Consider the following 16,125-nt stretch of genomic DNA (forward strand, 5'->3'; position numbering starts at 1 on the left):
GGTTATCGAAAAGTCTCCGCCAACCTTCTTGGTTTAGGTCCGGCGGGACCGCGAAGCTAACGCAGAGACCACGACTCCCAAAATCACCAGGCTCAGCCCGGCGATGAACACGGTGGAAACGCTCGCACCAAAAGCTAAGCAAGAAAAAACTGTCCCAACCAGGGGTACCCCAAGGGTGAAATTTGACATGCCAAAGGTCGAAATTCGCCGTCCGTACTCCGCAGAAATCACAAAGCAGGCCGATGTCGCAACCGGACCAATGAAGAACAATTCCTCCGCGAGTTTCCTATCCAGGACAATGGATGTCGGCGAGCCTTCGCTGACATAGGCTGCAATCGCCAACGGTATGGTGGCCAAGAGCATCTGCCAGGGAGCGAGGGCCAGGGGCGGGGTCACCCACCGATGACGCTTCACATGAAGAATAACAATCGCCCAGCTGACCGCTGCAAGGAGCAGGAAGATTGCTCCGAACACCGTGTCTTGACTCGTCCATTCGAGCTCTCCTGGTGAGCACACAGCCGCGACCCCCGACATCCCTACGACAAGCCCTGCGATCTGCAACCTGGAGGGCATTTCGCGAAACATGACCCAGGCTACAACTACACACCACAGCGGCGTTGTGTATGCCAAGAGAACAGCGCGGCTGGTGTCGACATGAACCATCGCCACCATACCGAGACCAGTAAAAGCCATCATCTGCAGCAAACCCACGCTCGCGATGATTGGCACATCCTCTCTAACGGGAAGCTTGAGCTGTCCTCTCGCGACCAAATAGGCAAAAAGACAGACCGCGGCACTGGCGAAACGGATGGTAGCCAGCCAGAGCGGAGGCACGCCCTGCAATGCAAGCTTAGTGACCGGCCAGCTACTTCCCCACAGAAGCACCATGACACCAAGCCAAACGTAAGTCGAAGATATTCCAAAGTTTTTGGTGCGACTTTTAAACACTTGCTGAGTTGAAGCGCTCATGGTGCCACCTCGTTGCAATCTAGTTACGTAGCACCATGATATTTTTGGGGAAGCGAAAAAACGTACCTATCTCTTCCTCAGAAGTAGAAATACCGGTACATTTCATTGAAAAGCTCTCATGCAGAGGAAAAATTTACCATGAGCCGCTCGAAGCTCGATGACGCTAGCCTGCGTATCCTTGATGCACTCCAAGAAAATGCCGAGTTGAGCAATGCCGAACTGGCTGACATTGTAGGGCTTTCAACTTCGCCATGCTGGCGGCGAGTATCGGAGATGAAGGAAAGTGGGGTCTTACGAGGCGCCGTAACGCTAGTTGATCCCGCAGCGCTCGGCCTTGCAATAAACGTGTTTGTACACGTTTCGCTCAAGCTCCAGGACAAGCAGTCTCTAGAAGTATTTACTAACGCAATCAGGGAGCGCCCAGAGGTGATGGAGTGCTATTTGATGAGCGGCGAGGCGGATTTCATGTTGAGAGTGGTAAGCGAAGACCTGACAAAGTATCAGGCACTACTGCTTGACTGCTTAACCACGATACCCGTTGTGGCAAGCATCAAGTCAAGTTTCGCACTTAGCCAAGTTAAATATACGACTGCGCTGCCCACGAATCATTTGAGAGGGCGCGCTTCGGGAGGCAACAGCTGATAGTCATCATTAACTTCACTCCTCAACTGAGGAGTGAAAGGAAGTTTCTGATTGGCTGAGCTTGCTCGTGCCGCCTGCTCACCAAGCCTAGCCAAGACACTTCCTCCAAACCATTGACGGGTCGGAAGGTAACACCAGGTAGGCTCACGGCGGCCGCTGCCGATTTCGGCACGATGGAGACACCCTGGCCCAGTGCTACCAGAGCCAATACCGCGACTAAGCTCCCTGGCTGGGGCCCAAGCTTGGGGACGAACCCGCCCAAACTGCCGGCTGTGATTGTCCCAGAGACCTGCTCTGGCAGTATGAACAACTCATCCCCCAGATCACCAGGATCGATGCAATGACGAGAGTTGAGCGGATGCGAGTAAGGTAACGCAAGGACATAACCTTCTTCATCTAGATGCGCGACCTTCAACTCAGCCGGAAGTACCATGGGCGCACGCACGTAGGCGAGATCAATACGCCCCTCCGCCACTAGCCGAGGGAGCTCTACCATAGGATATTCGCGCAGGGACAACTGCACACCCGGGAAGGCCTTCTTGAACGTTGTCGTATGCCTCTGCAATGCTCCGTTGAACACTGCCGAGGCAACATAACCTATTTCAATATGCCCATTTTCACCCCGCCCGGCGCGTTGAGCTTGTTCTTGAGCGATATCAAATCGATAGACAACATCACGCGCCTCTGTAAGCAATGCTTTACCCGCTTCGGTTAAAGTTGCTTGACGCTGTGCTCGAACGAAAAGTTGAACCCCTAGCTCTTCCTCCATTTCCTTGATCTGTCGACTCAACGTCGGGACGGCAATATTCAGGCGAAATGCGGCCCTAGTAAAATGATTGGCTTCAGCGACCGCCAAAAAATACTTAAAATGTCTGATTTCCACTACTTTGTGTCTCGCCTAAAAACCGAACAAGTTCGAAACCAAACTTAGTCATTACGTTAGCTTAAAGCTCATGGCAAACCGTTCCCCAGCCAGAAGTTTGGGTTTACAACAGACTCTACCTGTACAGTAGAAGCAGCTGGAGCCAAGCGGAAAACCTGAACACTCGCTTTGCCATCGATAGCTGCGCTCAAGTCTTTAAACGCCTCGCCGAGTGTATGTTGAGTCAGCGCATCATCATTTTCCCACAGCTCAAGCATGGTCCAGTGGCCTTGAGTGTCCATGTTTTCAAACAGACGATAATGAAGACATCCGTGCTCTGACTGCGTCGCGTCGACAGCTGTTAGCAGGGCGCTGTGAACCTCTGCTACTGATGATGGATCTGCGGTGATATGCGCTACAACGGTAATCGTACTGGTCATGGCGAGCACTCAGATGGTTGATGCCCTAGCTTGATCACTTCCATTGGTACGTAAAACCCAAAGGATAGTGAAACAGTTTCAACAAACTGACGAAAGTCCCGGAAACCGCTCTAGCGCGGGCCGGCGCACAACCATCACAGGCACGTTAGTTTTTAGCTAACGAAATCGTTCATGGATGATCGATCTTGATCGATTACTGCAAGATAAAATCGAGGGCCGCCACTCCAGGAATGCGAAAATTGGCTAGCGAACTGACCTACAAACATCCAGGCTTGATCCTCGCAACGGCATCCGCGGTTTGTGCGCTTATCATCCTCGACACGAACATTGTCGCAGTGAGCTTACCGACCATTGCTCGCGAGCTGAATGCCACCCTAACCGATATTGAGTGGGTGGTAAGCGCGTACTTACTGAACTTCGCAGCTCTTTTGCTGCCTGCAGGAAGCCTGGCCGACAGGTTCGGTCGAAAACGAACGCTTCAGATTGGTCTGACATTTTTCGCCGCGGCATCGGCTGCCTGTGCAGCTGCTCCGACATTGTTGCTCCTGGATGTAGCCCGCGCTTTCAATGGTGTAGGAGCAGCCCTACTCCTAACGTCTGCACTGGCAAGCATCGGCCATTGCTTTCCCAACGAACCAGCTCGTGCCAAAGCCTGGGCATTTTGGGGAACCACAATGGGGATCGTCATTACTAGCGCTCCGCTCCTTGGTGGACTTATCACCACCACGATTGGATGGCGATGGATTTTCTGGCTGAACGTTCCGGTGAGCTTGTTGCTCATGTGTGCAGTGCATCGCCTGATCCCAGAGTCTGGCAACAAACAGGCGTCCCGACTTGATCCAGTCGGAGCCTTGCTGTTCAGCGCCTCCTTGGCTTGCATCATGTGGGGCCTCATTGAAGCCAACCACGCGGGGTGGCAATCAACAGCAACTACCCTGCGCTTGGCTGCGGGGCTACTGCTGATGGTGCTGTTCGTAATGTTCGAGAAGCGTCATCCACGCCCCATGGTCGACTTCGACCTGATGAAGCACGCCCGGTTTAACGCTGCGCTGCTGGGCATGTTTTCGTATGCCGCGTGCGCGCAAGTCATGATGACCCTCCTGCCATTTTACCTGCAGGCTGGCCTAGGATTTTCGGCCATAAACTCGGGTCTCGGGATGCTTCCATTTGCTCTGGCCATGTTCCTGATGCCGCGGGTAGGTGCCTATTTGCCGAAGAACATTCACCCCGCCACGATCATGAGCATAGGCCTGCTGCTGGTGGGCCTGGGTAACGTTCTTTGCGCCATGGTAGCCACCTCTGGTAGCTATCTGCTCTTCGCGATGGCAAGCACGGTTCTTGGTGCCGGTGCTGGGTTGTTGAACGGCGACACTCAGAAAAACATTATGGCTTGTATCCCTCCAGACCGCCTAGGCATGGGTTCAGGCATGAGCACAACAATGCGATTCTCGGCCATCAGTCTTGCCATTGGGGTCTATGGCGCACTGCTCGTAGTGTTCACGAGGGATGCACTCCATGACTCGCTCAGAACGATAGCCCCTCAACTGTCCTTTGAAGCAGAAAGGCTTGCGTTGAGCACCGCAGCGGGTGATCTGCACAGTGCCTTGGAAACCATCCCGGAAGCATCCAAGGCAGTTGTCCGCGGCGCTGCTGAACTTGCTTTCATGCAAGGCTTTTCCCAGATGCTATTCGTGGCCGGAGTTCTGGGAATGTTTGCTGCGTTGATCGTTGGCATCTACCTACGCCGGCCGCTACCAAAGTCTGGCGCCATGCCAACTCTGAACATGAAACCTAACCACTGATTCCAATCATCTGCTCCGACAGATGAATCCTCGACCAAGAGCAAAAGGCCTATCAAAAATGTTCCGGAGACTGACCGTGGTTGCTGCAGCTCTTGCAGCTTTCGGCGTGCTTGCAGAACCGACCACAGCCCCTTCTACAAAACCGACTCTTAGCTTAGCGGAAGCCAAGCAGCTATCTGCTGCGGCCCAGGCCTATGCCGCCTAGCATGGATGGCCGTGTTCCATCGCAATCGTTGACGACGGTGGATGGCCGATCCTCGCCGCAAGAATGGATGGTGCACCAGTAGTAGCCGGGATAGAACTGGCCCAAGGAAAGGCAAAGACAGCGGCAATCTTCAGGCGCTCTTCAGATGACTTGGAAACCAGTGTGAATAGCGGCCGGGCGGCAGCGATCACCTCAGGTTTCGTCATGATGAAGGGGGGTCTACCCGTTAAATCCAATGGAGTCGTCGTGGGTGCTATCGGCGTTAGCGGCGACACGCCTGAGCATGACATCAGAATCGCCATGGCCGCTCTAGAGCAGTGAAAATTGGCGTTCCCTACGGGCGAAAGCGGCTCTGTGCCGCTGTAGTCGCAGGTTCCTAAGCCCAGAGGCACGAAAGCCGGCTCACATTTCAATCAAAGTGACTTGCATAATGAAAGCTACAGTGAAATAGTGATTTCATCCATCCGGTCACGCTCGGGGCGAAACATGAAAAAAGCCAGCTTCCAGTCGATGCCATGCCCAGTGGCACGCGCACTCGAACTCATCGGCGATGGTTGGAGCCTGTTGGTGCTCAGGGACGCGTTTTACGGATTGCGTCGCTTCGACGAGTTCCAGCACAGCCTGGGAATTGCCAGCAACACGCTAACCCGACGACTGAACGATCTGGTCGCCGCGGGCTTGATGGAGCGCCGGCCTTATCAAAACAATCCACCCCGCTTTGAGTACCTTCTAACGGAAGCGGGGCGCGATCTTCGCCCGGTAATCCTGACCTTGATGATGTGGGGTGCCAAACATGCCGAGGGTTCGAAAAAGGTCTATCTCGCCGATGTAGAAACTGGCGAGCCTGTCGCTCTGACGTTGATGGACAGCAACACGGGTAAGTCGATAACCGTGGAGGACCACCGTCTGCATATCGCGCCGGATGCAGATCCCTTGACTCATTGGCGCGTGGAGGCCGGTGAAGGTTATCGACACGAGAAGCTTTGGGTCAGCCCTTTCCCGCAACCAAACTCGACCAGGAGCGAACAGCAATGAACGCTTCCGTCGATTCCCCTATCGAGAGCGCGCAGGCCGCGGCCCCCACTCGCGTGAGACCAAAACTCAGCAAAAAGCTGCTTAAGCTGGCCGCCTTGCTGTTTGTCATTGCTGTAGCAATAGCGTACTTGTTCCATTGGTGGACGATAGGCCGCTTCCTTCAAAGCACGGACGATGCCTACGTCGGCGCGGACGTGACAGTGATCAGTGCAAAGGTACCGGGCTACATCAAGGACGTAGCTGTGGCGGACAACCAATTCGTCAAAGCCGGCGATCTGCTGGCGCGTATCGATGCCAGTGATTTCAGAGCTGCACTGGCAAAGGCCGACGGTGCAGTTGCAGCACAGCGTGCCAGCCTGGCCAATTTGAATGCCACGGAACAGCTCCAGCACTCATTGATCAGCCAAGCCAAGGCGCAGCTTCAGGCGCGCCAGGCGGAAACTGAACGAGCTCTGCAGGACAAAGCCCGGGCTCAAGTCCTGCTGAACAGCCATGCGGTTTCACTGGAGAATGCTCAGCATGCTGATGCCATCTGGAAGACAGCCCAGGCCGAGCAGAACCATGCCGCAGCTGGCGTAGTGGCTGCGCAGCAGCAACTCATTGTCATCGAGACCCAACGTGAGCAGGCCAGAGCTGCTCTGGTACAGGCTGAGGCGGCCCGCGAGCAGGCCCAACTGGATGTTGGCTACACCGAATTACGCTCGCCTGTAGATGGTTACATCGGCAATCGCAGGGCCAAAGTGGGGGCCTATGCCGCAGCCGGCAGCCAGGTGGTATCGGTGGTACCTGCCCGAGGTTTGTGGGTGGATGCCAATTTCAAGGAAGATCAGCTCTCAAGCTTGCGCGTGGGACAGCCGGCACGTATCCAAGCCGATATTTTACCTGGGCGAGTGTTCCATGGACGTATTGAAAGCATTGCACCCGCCACTGGGGCGCAGTTCAGCATCCTTCCACCAGAAAACGCGACTGGCAACTTCACCAAAATCGTTCAACGTGTACCGGTAAGAATTCTTCTTCAGGATAGCGATGCAGAGTTCGGTGTACTCCGTCCCGGTTTGTCGGTGATAACCGAAGTCGACACCAATGCCAACAAATTCGCACCTACGGCGGCTGATTCCGGACGCGAATCAGTAGGCTCCCTGTGAGCAGCGGGCTGCCAGCGTTAAGCACGCCACAAAAGGTCGCCGCCTTTGCGTGCATGTGCGTAGGTATGTTCATTGCCTTGATTGACATCCAGATAGTCTCGGCCTCGCTCAAGGATATTGGCGGAGGCCTATCGGCAGGTGCGGATGACACGGCGTGGTTACAGACGGCTTACCTGATCGCGGAGATCATCGTCATCCCGCTGTCAGGGTGGTTGTCTCAAGTGATGAGCACACGGTGGCTGTTCGCCGCCTCGGCCGCCGGTTTCACGATTACCAGCCTTTTGTGCGCTCTGGCTTGGGACATCCAAAGCATGATCGTTTTTAGAGCCCTGCAAGGTTTTTTGGGCGGTTCGATGATCCCGCTGGTATTCACCACGGCGTTCATTTACTTCACAGGGAAGCAGCGGGTGATCGCCGCCTCAGTGATTGGAGCGGTGGCATCATTGGCTCCCACGCTCGGGCCTGCGGTGGGAGGCTGGATTACCGACGCCCTCTCGTGGCATTGGCTCTTCTACCTAAATTTGCTTCCGGGCATCTTCGTCACCATCGCCGTTCCGTTGCTGGTCAATGTGGACCGCCCCAATCCAAGCTTGTTGAAAGGCGCCGATTATGTGGGAATTGTGTTGATGGCACTGTTCCTCGGATGCCTCGAGTACACGCTCGAAGAAGGCGCGCGATGGAATTGGTTTAGTGATCGCACCATTCTGTTAACGTCTTGGATTGCTTGCATCAGCGGTGCCTTGTTTGTGTGGCGTTGCCTGACAATCCAGGCTCCAATCGTTGACCTGCGAGCGCTACGGGATCGCAACTTCGCTTTGGGGTGCTTGTTCTCCTTCATCACAGGGATAGGGATTTTCGCTACGGTCTATCTGACCCCTTTGTTCCTTGGACGGGTCCGCGGTTATGGTGCGCTGGATATCGGACTGGCAATTTTTTCCACAGGCGTGTTTCAGCTACTGGCTATCCCCGTGTACGCCTTCCTGGCTAATCGAATTGACCTTCGTTGGGTAATGATGCTGGGGCTCGCGCTTTTCGCCATATCAATGTGGGACTTCTCACCCATCACTCACGATTGGGGGGCGAAGGAACTAATGCTACCGCAAGCCATTCGCGGCTTCGCTCAGCAAATGACCGTGCCGCCCACCGTAACGTTGACGCTTGGAGCGCTGCCCCCCGCACGGCTTAAGCTCGCCGCAGGACTATTCAATCTGATGAGAAATCTGGGAGGCGCAATTGGCATTGCGGCCTGCGCTACCATTCTCAACGACCGTACGAATCTTCACGTCCTGCGTCTTGCGGAGCACCTGAACGTACGCAATGAAAACTTGAACATCTGGCTGGAACAGCTTCAGGAAAATGCCCAGGCTTATGGCCAGAACAGCTTTGATGCCAACCCGTACGTACTGCACCAGCTCTGGGCGCTGACATGGCGTGAAGCCCAAACGATGTCATACGCCGACGCGTTCTTGGCAATCATGTTTTGCTTCATTGTCGCGGTCGCTCTCGTACCACTGATGCGCAAAATCGCCCCACCAACTCAACCGTCAGCAGATCATTGAAACGCAGGTCGGTAAAGGGCTGCATAGCAGCCCTAGCGGCTTAATGCTTGGTCGGCAGCCAGTTGAGGAGAAAATCAGTGACTACTTGTGGATTCTCCAGGCTGGAGATGTGGCCGGCGCCAGGTATTTGTGCTGCTAAGCAACTGATGATGCGCGCCATGAGATTTGATTCTTCTGGCGGACGAGGTATGTCTTGATCGCCACAAAGGACGATCGTTCGATCGCTCGCCAGGTTGGCAATTGCCGATAGAAGATCTGGCCGTCCGAAAATTACTCGTCCCATTGGATCAAGGCTATCGCGAATGCGCTCGGCGCTGCTGGCCCTCAGGGATGCCCGAAAATCCTCGCGAACATCCGGCACCGTCTCTCCGCCTGCGTGGAAGAAGAGCGGTAAAACAACATCTAGCAAGGAGTCGGGAAAGACACCCGCCGCACTGGCAGCATCCAGCAATCCGAAGTATTTCAATCGAGTTTCTTCGGGCTCTGCACCAAGAAAGGTATCCATCACCAGGCGGTCGACGCGCTCGGGATTTTCAAGGGCCAACTGAGCGCCCCACATGCCACCGACTGACAAGCCAACAAGGTGACATTGTTCGATATCTAGGGCATCAAGCAGGGCGACGTGCTGACGAACCAAAGAGCTCATGTCTACTGTTTGAGTAGGAGGAGCGTCCGAGTAGCCGTGTCCCCAGAGCTCCGGGACGATCACCCAAAATGTTGGGAAAGAGCCTCGACCTGTGGCCGCCACATGTCAGCAGACCAGAGAAAGCTATGGCCGAGCACGACCGGAAAACCTTGGCCTAGGTCAACGTAGCTCATCTTGGCACCGTCTACTTCAATGAATCGTCTATGCATGGCTAGGTAGTCTCAATTTAACTGCGTCAAAAAGAGCCGACATCGTGCCGCTCATATCCTGATCCAAAAATGACAAAAAATGGTCATGTTTTCAGACACCCGGTAGGTTGGATTATCGACAAAGCGGTGTGCTGACGTAGCTGAGATGATTGGACAAGAACCTGAGCCGAAAGCGAAAGAGCTCCTGCACCTTTGCCAATAGCATGGTCATCAAGGGAATCGAATAGATCCCGCCACCAAATGAGCGATAAGCCGCTCAATGCAAATTGGAGATGATCATGAAAAAATTCATTGTTGCACTCGCCTTAGTAACCCCGGCCGCTTTCGCGGTGGCACAGGACAATAACTCCGACGCGGACGCTCACCAGTACCAATACGGTGACGTGATTGACGTGGATAAAGTTATCTCGCAAGACGTTGTGGTTCCGTCCGAACCTTCACAAGCGCTGGAAACGGTGAAGCTGGTGTACCGTGATCACAGGGGGGTAGAGCACGACCTTTACTACAAACGCGTCGCTGAAACGCATCAAGATAGCTGATATACGATTTGGTGACTGGCTCGGCGCAATGCGCCGGGCCCACCGCGAAGTCAACCCACATCCTTGGCCATCCTAGCCTCCACTTCACCCAGCTTTCGCTCTCGCCGATATTGTCCTGGTGTCTGTCCCAGAACATCCTTGAATACTTTGCTGAATGACGCCTGCGTTTGGTAACCCACCTCCAAAGCGATATCGCTCAAACCAGAGTCCGTCTTTGCCAACAGCAAACAGGCAATTTCCATCCTGATTCGGACCAGTAAGGTACCTGGCGGACAACCTGCTATGCGCGTAAAGGCCCTCATAAAGCTGGCTCGCGACATGTTGGCCATTTCTGCCATGCGCTCAACGGTCCAGGCATCTGAGGGATCCTCTAACAACGCATGCCATACCTTGGAAAGACGGCGGTCGGCCAGAAGACCAATGCTACTTTCAACAGGAGGGCTGGTATCCAGCCATGACCGTAGAACCATTGTGAACAGAGCGGTGGTGAGGGCATCGACTATGGAACGAGCTCCGTGATGGTTGGCTTCGGCTTCGCTACGAATCAACCCAATCATTGCAGAGAGCGCTGCAGCGGTCTGTGTCGAACTCAAGCTGACATGGATGTACTCAGGAAGCGCTTCAAAAAGTGATGAACCTGGCTGGTAGAGAAACCTGCCGCATAGCAAATCCAAGGGCTCGCCTTCGCCTTGTAACCGATGCGTAGGTAAAAGCCCCTCGCGAACGATTACAGGACGATTTGTCTGATCGACACCTAAATCACTTTGAAGCAAGTGGTCGGTTCCGTGTGGGAGCAACAGGATGTCGCCTGCGTTCAGCTCAATAAGGCTGTGGTCAGGCAAGCGTAATTGGCAGCGGCCTGAGAGGACGATGTGGTAGCGAGCAGTACCGAGCTCATCCGGCTGATGGTCAATCGACCAACGTCCCGCAAAATGGCAACGCATATCCATGCTGCCGCGCACATCGGCAAGCGTGATGAGTTTGTCCAACGTCGTCATGGTCATCTCTTCAGAAGGCTATCCGGGCGCAATTTAAACCAACCCAAGGGAAAGCGCAGTCGCCAGAGGCGATGATTTGAGACGATTGGCAAAAAGGCGGAGCGTATCCGGCAAAAGCGCGAGGCGGCATCTTCTTAGGATGGACTCATCTTGAAACCACAAGGAATCCCATCATGAGTCCCTATCAACTGCTGGTCACTGCAAGCCGCCTGGATAAGCTTGGAATTCATCTCGTACGCTTCGGCGTGGCCATTGTTTTCCTGTGGATTGGTGCGTTGAAATTCGTGCCCTACGAGGCTGACAGCATCACTCCATTTGTGGCAAACAGCCCATTCTTCTCGTTCCTCTACGCACATCCAGAGGCCTATCGGGAGCACTTCACGCATGAAGGCCAGCTCGATCTGGCGCAGCGTGCTTGGCAAGTTGCAAACCATACCTATGCCTTCTCCAATGGACTGGGCGTGGTCGAGATCAGCATAGGGCTGTTGGTATTGGCTTATCTCATCTCACCGAAGCTAGGACTCGCGGGAGCTGTGCTCGCTTTCCTCACACCCATCGTGACGCTGTCGTTCCTGATCACAACGCCTGAAGCGTGGGTGGCGAATCTAGGAGATGCTCAATTCGGGTTCCCATACCTTTCTGGAGCTGGACGGCTGGTCTTGAAGGATGTGTTGATGCTGGCAGGAAGCGTGTTAATGATTGCTGATTCTGCTAAGCAGATAGTTGATGGCACCAGCCTAGTCAATTCGGAGAATATCAGAGCGGATAGGTAGCCCTCCCGCCCCCGAGCTAGCGCTATGCGCGGTCGAGGCAAAAGTGTATCCCCGGGTCGATTGCGGTCAGTTGTGGCCGGCTGCTTTCGACCCAATACAGACATCTGTATCCGGGGCCGCTTCGCAGCCCATTGCCCACTCAAGGGCGGCGGGGATGCGACCGAACCGCACTGTTCCTCTGCCCTCGCGGGCGCTGATGCGGTCGACTACAGCTATCAGCTGATCAGCGCCAGGTGAGGCCGCGAATAGGTCGCCTATGAACTCCCCACGCTGGCGCAAATCCGTCAGCAGCACCTCCGCTTTGCTGTAGGCGTAGCCGGGGCGGATCAATGGTTGGCCATGGAAGTCGTTTAGAAAGTCACTGCGCCATTCTAGGGTAAGAGGCATAGGCGTGGAGGTATTTAAGTGGAGCGTTTACCGTTTCAACATCTCGATGCTGAGTCTGGATTTTGTCTAAAGCCCACAGATTTACCTCTGACCAGCTCGCACCTGTATCCCAGAAAATTTGCGGTAGGCGTTTGATGTCAGGTAGGCGTAGATGCGGGGCAAAGGTGGAGGGACCACAGGAGGTGGTGGAGGAGACGAGAAAGGTGAACGTACTCCAGATAAGCCATGTGAGCCCCCTCTGAAGAGCAGCCCGAGATGAGCTCGAACTAGCACTTTACAGATTGACAGCCAACCATCGTGTCCATAGCTTGGCTCATGATGGTTGGTTGTCAATGAGCGCTCACTATACGTTGAAGCGGAAGTGCATCACGTCGCCATCCTTGACGATGTAGTCCTTGCCTTCCAGGCGCCATTTACCGGCTTCCTTGGCACCGCTTTCACCCTTGAACTGGATGAAGTCGTCATAGGCCACCACTTCAGCGCGGATGAAGCCTTTTTCGAAGTCGGTGTGGATAACCCCGGCCGCCTGCGGCGCGGTGGCACCGACGCGCACGGTCCAGGCGCGTACTTCCTGCACGCCGGCAGTGAAGTAGGTTTGCAGGTTCAGCAGTTCGTAACCGGCGCGGATCACACGGTTCAGGCCAGGCTCTTCCAGGCCCAGGGCCTCGAGGAACATGTCCTTCTCTTCACCGTCTTCCAGCTCGGCGATTTCCGCTTCGATCTTGTTGCACACCGGTACCACGACCGCGCCTTCTTCCTCGGCGATGGCCTTGACCACGTCCAGGTGCGGGTTGTTCTCGAAGCCGTCTTCGGCCACGTTGGCGATGTACATCACCGGCTTGCTGGTCAGCAGGTGGAAGCCGCGAATGACCGCCTTGTCTTCGGCGCTCATGTTCTTCATCAGGCTGCGCGCTGGCTTGCCTTCGGTGAAGTGCGGGATCAGCTGTTCGAGAATGGCCTTCTGTGCCAGGGCGTCCTTGTCGCCGCCCTTGGCGTTACGGGCAACCTTCTGTAGCTGCTTCTCGCAGCTGTCGAGGTCGGCGAAAATCAGCTCGAGGTCGATGATCTCGATGTCACGCTTGGGGTCGACGCTGTTGGAAACGTGGATCACGTTCTCGTCTTCGAAGCAGCGCACCACGTGGGCAATGGCGTCGGTCTCGCGGATGTTGGCGAGGAACTTGTTGCCCAGGCCTTCGCCCTTCGACGCACCGGCCACCAGGCCGGCGATGTCGACGAATTCCATGGTGGTTGGCAGGATGCGGTTGGGCTTGACGATTTCAGCCAGCGCATTCAGACGCGCATCGGGCATCGGCACGATGCCGCTGTTTGGCTCGATGGTGCAGAAAGGGAAGTTCTCCGCCGCGATGCCAGACTTGGTCAGGGCGTTGAACAGGGTGGACTTGCCGACGTTGGGCAGGCCGACGATGCCGCAATTGAAACCCATGGGTATTCCCCTCTCTAAAGGAAATCAGGCCTTCTGGCTGTGCAGCTCGCGCATCGCCTTGGCGAAGTCGCCGGCAAGCACGTCCGGCAGCACGCCGAGGGCAAAATCGATGCTGGCGTCGAGCTTCTCCTGCTCGGCGCGCGGCGCGCGGCCCAGGACGAAGTTGGAGACCAGTTTGGCGTCACCCGGGTGGCCGATGCCAAGCCGCAGGCGGTGGAAGTCGTTCTGGTTGCCGAGCTGCGCGATGATGTCGCGCAGGCCGTTGTGCCCACCATGGCCACCGCCGCGCTTGAGCTTGGCGACGCCCGGAGGCAGGTCGAGTTCGTCATGCGCCACCAGGATCGCTTCCGGCTTGATGCGGAAGAAATTGGCCAAGGCCGCCACGGCCTGGCCGCTGCGGTTCATGTAGGTGGTGGGGATGAGCAAGCGAACGTCGTTGCCCTGATGGCTGAACTTAGCCGTCAGGCCGAAATATTTGCGGTCAGCGGTCAACGAGACGCGCTGGGCGCTGGCAATGCGTTCAACGAAAAGAGCCCCTGCGTTATGCCGGGTCTGTTCGTATTCGGGGCCGGGGTTACCCAGGCCGACGATCAACTGGATGGCGGTCACGTCAGGGGCTCTTCCTTGGAGTTGGTGGGTTACAGTGCGCGCGGCACTGTAACCCGATCAACGCCGGCGCGCGAGTGGATTACTCGGCAGCGCCTTCTGCTTCTGGAGCAACGCGTGGAGCGTGAACGTTGGCAACAGCCTTGTCATCACCGTGGGCCAGAGCAACGAACTCTACGCCTTTCGGAGCTTTCAGGTCCGACAGGTGGATGATGGTGCCGATTTCAGCGTTGGCCAGGTCGACTTCGATGAACTCAGGCAGGTCCTTGGCTTCGCAGGAAACTTCGATCTCGGCTTCTACGTGGGAGATCTCGCCGCCTTTCTTGACCGGGGCTTCTTCGTTGATGAAGTGAACCGGTACCTTGGCGGTCAGTTTCTGGCCAGCAACGACGCGAACGAAGTCGGCGTGCATGATGAAGCCTTTGGCCGGGTGACGCTGCAGGGCCTTGACCACGACGTTCTGCTTGGCGCCGTCGACGTTCAGTTCCAGAACGTGGCTGAAGGCAGCCTCGTTTTCGAACAGCTTGGTGATTTCCTTGGCCAGGATGGTCAGGGACTGAGCGTCCTGGTTACCACCGTAGACAACGGCTGGGATGTTCGCGGAGTGACGCAGGCGGCGGCTCGCACCTTTCCCCAGGTCAGTACGCGCTTGGGCGTTCAGGGTGAATTCGGTCATTTTGTTTCTCCAAAATAGCCCCCCGAGGGCGTTTGCGACCAGCGCCAACGGGGATGGCAAAAAAGCCCCGCCCCAACAACCAGTGTTGGGGCGGGGCGCTTTTCGTCAGCGTGTGTTCCGCTTAGCGGAACATCGCGCTGATCGATTCTTCGTTGCTGATGCGGCGTACCGCTTCAGCCACAACCGGTGCGATATCCAGCTGGCGGATACGGTCACAGGCTTGAGCAGCGGCGGACAGCGGAACGGTGTTGGTCACCACCAGCTCGTCCAGTACCGACTTCTCGATGTTCTCGATCGCGCGGCCCGACAGGACAGGGTGCGTGCAGTAGGCGTAAACCTTGGCAGCGCCGTGCTCTTTCAGGGCCTTGGCCGCGTGGCACAGGGTGCCGGCGGTGTCGACCATGTCGTCTACCAGGATGCAGGTGCGCCCTTCGACGTCGCCGATGATGTGCATCACTTCGGAGTGGTTAGCCTTCTCGCGGCGTTTGTCGATGATACCCAGGTCGACACCCAGGGACTTGGCGACGGCACGTGCGCGCACGACACCACCGATGTCCGGGGAAACGATCATCAGGTTCTCGAAACGCTGGTCTTCGATATCGTCGACCAGTACGGGCGAGCCGTAGATGTTGTCGACCGGGATATCAAAGAAACCCTGGATCTGGTCAGCGTGCAGGTCGACGGTGAGTACACGGTCGATACCGACGACAGTGAGCATGTCAGCGACGACTTTGGCGCTGATGGCTACACGTGCCGAACGCGGACGGCGGTCCTGGCGGGCGTATCCGAAGTAAGGAATCACGGCGGTGATTCGGGATGCTGAGGAGCGGCGGAAGGCGTCGGCCATCACTACCAGTTCCATCAGGTTATCGTTGGTCGGGGCACAGGTCGGCTGAATAATGAAAACGTCTTTACCACGAACGTTTTCATTGATCTCAGTGCTAATCTCGCCGTCGGAGAATTTACCGACAGAGACGTCACCGAGAGGGATATGCAGCTGACGTACTACACGCCGAGCCAGATCGGGGTTGGCATTCCCCGTAAAGACCATCATCTTGGACACGCGCAGTACCTGGAGGCTGAGGGTAACCTGGATGAGTATAAGGAAAATGGCAGGGGCGGCTGGATTCGAACCAACGCATGGCAGGATCAAAACCTGCTGCCTTACCGCTTGGCGACGCCCCTGTA

General features: G+C 55.9%; 15 protein-coding genes, 1 tRNA gene and 2 pseudogenes. 8 read left to right on the forward strand and 10 right to left on the reverse strand.

Annotation, left to right across the window (positions count from 1 at the left end; all coding sequences use genetic code 11):
- Positions 1-33: 33 nt before the first annotated feature.
- A complete protein-coding gene (locus tag QSV36_RS19620; RefSeq protein WP_289133815.1) occupies positions 34-969 on the reverse strand; it encodes a DMT family transporter in 936 nt (311 codons plus the stop codon).
- A 138-nt stretch (positions 970-1,107) separates the two neighbouring features.
- Here QSV36_RS19620 and QSV36_RS19625 point away from each other — a divergent pair, with 138 nt between their 5' ends.
- The gene (locus tag QSV36_RS19625; RefSeq protein ID WP_054883843.1) at positions 1,108-1,611 is read left to right on the forward strand and encodes an Lrp/AsnC family transcriptional regulator; all 504 of its coding nucleotides are present in this window, start codon (positions 1,108-1,110) and stop codon (positions 1,609-1,611) included.
- A 22-nt stretch (positions 1,612-1,633) separates the two neighbouring features.
- Here the strand turns inward: QSV36_RS19625 and QSV36_RS19630 are convergent, their stop codons facing one another.
- The gene (locus tag QSV36_RS19630) at positions 1,634-2,494 is read right to left on the reverse strand and encodes a LysR family transcriptional regulator (protein ID WP_289133816.1); all 861 of its coding nucleotides are present in this window, start codon (positions 2,492-2,494) and stop codon (positions 1,634-1,636) included.
- Between the two features lie 68 nt (positions 2,495-2,562).
- Positions 2,563-2,913: a putative quinol monooxygenase gene (locus QSV36_RS19635; RefSeq protein ID WP_289133817.1), complete on the reverse strand. Its 351-nt coding sequence runs from the start codon at positions 2,911-2,913 to the stop codon at positions 2,563-2,565.
- 251 nt (positions 2,914-3,164) lie between these two features.
- Here QSV36_RS19635 and QSV36_RS19640 point away from each other — a divergent pair, with 251 nt between their 5' ends.
- The 5 genes and pseudogenes from QSV36_RS19640 to QSV36_RS19660 all read left to right on the forward strand — a co-directional run bounded on the left by QSV36_RS19640 (position 3,165) and on the right by QSV36_RS19660 (position 8,659).
- On the forward strand, positions 3,165-4,715 hold the full coding sequence (locus QSV36_RS19640; protein ID WP_502945725.1) for an MFS transporter: 1,551 nt from the start codon (positions 3,165-3,167) through the stop codon (positions 4,713-4,715).
- A 58-nt stretch (positions 4,716-4,773) separates the two neighbouring features.
- Positions 4,774-5,241: pseudogene (locus QSV36_RS19645) on the forward strand (GlcG/HbpS family heme-binding protein).
- Positions 5,242-5,406: 165 nt separating this feature from the next.
- Positions 5,407-5,955: a winged helix-turn-helix transcriptional regulator gene (locus QSV36_RS19650; protein WP_289133819.1), complete on the forward strand. Its 549-nt coding sequence runs from the start codon at positions 5,407-5,409 to the stop codon at positions 5,953-5,955.
- A complete protein-coding gene (locus QSV36_RS19655; RefSeq protein ID WP_289133820.1) occupies positions 5,952-7,100 on the forward strand; it encodes an HlyD family secretion protein in 1,149 nt (382 codons plus the stop codon). Before QSV36_RS19650 ends, QSV36_RS19655 begins: the two co-directional genes overlap by 4 nt.
- A 53-nt stretch (positions 7,101-7,153) precedes the next feature.
- Positions 7,154-8,659 (forward strand): DHA2 family efflux MFS transporter permease subunit, encoded by a 1,506-nt coding sequence (locus tag QSV36_RS19660; RefSeq protein WP_289134238.1) that lies wholly within the window; start codon positions 7,154-7,156, stop codon positions 8,657-8,659.
- Positions 8,660-8,699: 40 nt separating this feature from the next.
- Here QSV36_RS19660 and QSV36_RS19665 read toward each other — a convergent pair.
- A pseudogene (locus QSV36_RS19665) lies at positions 8,700-9,514 on the reverse strand (alpha/beta fold hydrolase).
- A gap of 278 nt (positions 9,515-9,792) precedes the next feature.
- On the opposite strand from QSV36_RS19665, the gene QSV36_RS19670 reads away from it, so the two are divergent.
- The gene (locus QSV36_RS19670) at positions 9,793-10,053 is read left to right on the forward strand and encodes a DUF2790 domain-containing protein (RefSeq protein WP_289133821.1); all 261 of its coding nucleotides are present in this window, start codon (positions 9,793-9,795) and stop codon (positions 10,051-10,053) included.
- A gap of 50 nt (positions 10,054-10,103) precedes the next feature.
- On the opposite strand, the gene QSV36_RS19675 is transcribed toward QSV36_RS19670, so the two are convergent.
- Positions 10,104-11,051, reverse strand: coding sequence for an AraC family transcriptional regulator (locus tag QSV36_RS19675; protein ID WP_289133822.1), 948 nt, complete (start codon positions 11,049-11,051; stop codon positions 10,104-10,106).
- Between the two features lie 173 nt (positions 11,052-11,224).
- On the opposite strand from QSV36_RS19675, the gene rclC reads away from it, so the two are divergent.
- Positions 11,225-11,824 (forward strand): reactive chlorine resistance membrane protein RclC, encoded by a 600-nt coding sequence (rclC, locus tag QSV36_RS19680; RefSeq protein WP_289133823.1) that lies wholly within the window; start codon positions 11,225-11,227, stop codon positions 11,822-11,824.
- A gap of 730 nt (positions 11,825-12,554) precedes the next feature.
- Here rclC and ychF read toward each other — a convergent pair.
- The 5 genes from ychF to QSV36_RS19710 all read right to left on the reverse strand — a co-directional run bounded on the left by ychF (position 12,555) and on the right by QSV36_RS19710 (position 16,122).
- Positions 12,555-13,655, reverse strand: a complete 1,101-nt coding sequence (gene ychF, locus QSV36_RS19690) for a redox-regulated ATPase YchF (protein ID WP_170028247.1) — start codon at positions 13,653-13,655, stop codon at positions 12,555-12,557.
- Between the two features lie 24 nt (positions 13,656-13,679).
- Positions 13,680-14,264, reverse strand: coding sequence for an aminoacyl-tRNA hydrolase (gene pth, locus QSV36_RS19695; RefSeq protein ID WP_051095896.1), 585 nt, complete (start codon positions 14,262-14,264; stop codon positions 13,680-13,682).
- A 79-nt stretch (positions 14,265-14,343) separates the two neighbouring features.
- On the reverse strand, positions 14,344-14,937 hold the full coding sequence (locus QSV36_RS19700; RefSeq protein ID WP_013970896.1) for a 50S ribosomal protein L25/general stress protein Ctc: 594 nt from the start codon (positions 14,935-14,937) through the stop codon (positions 14,344-14,346).
- 121 nt (positions 14,938-15,058) lie between these two features.
- Positions 15,059-16,000 carry a ribose-phosphate pyrophosphokinase gene (locus tag QSV36_RS19705; protein ID WP_003247410.1) on the reverse strand — a complete coding sequence of 314 codons (942 nt, stop codon included), beginning with the start codon at positions 15,998-16,000 and terminating at the stop codon, positions 15,059-15,061.
- Positions 16,001-16,047: 47 nt separating this feature from the next.
- Positions 16,048-16,122 (reverse strand) — tRNA-Gln (locus QSV36_RS19710).
- Between the last annotated feature and the right edge of the window lie 3 nt (positions 16,123-16,125).

It is taken from the genome of Pseudomonas sp. BCRC 81390 (genome assembly GCF_030341915.1).
GTDB lineage: Bacteria > Pseudomonadota > Gammaproteobacteria > Pseudomonadales > Pseudomonadaceae > Aquipseudomonas.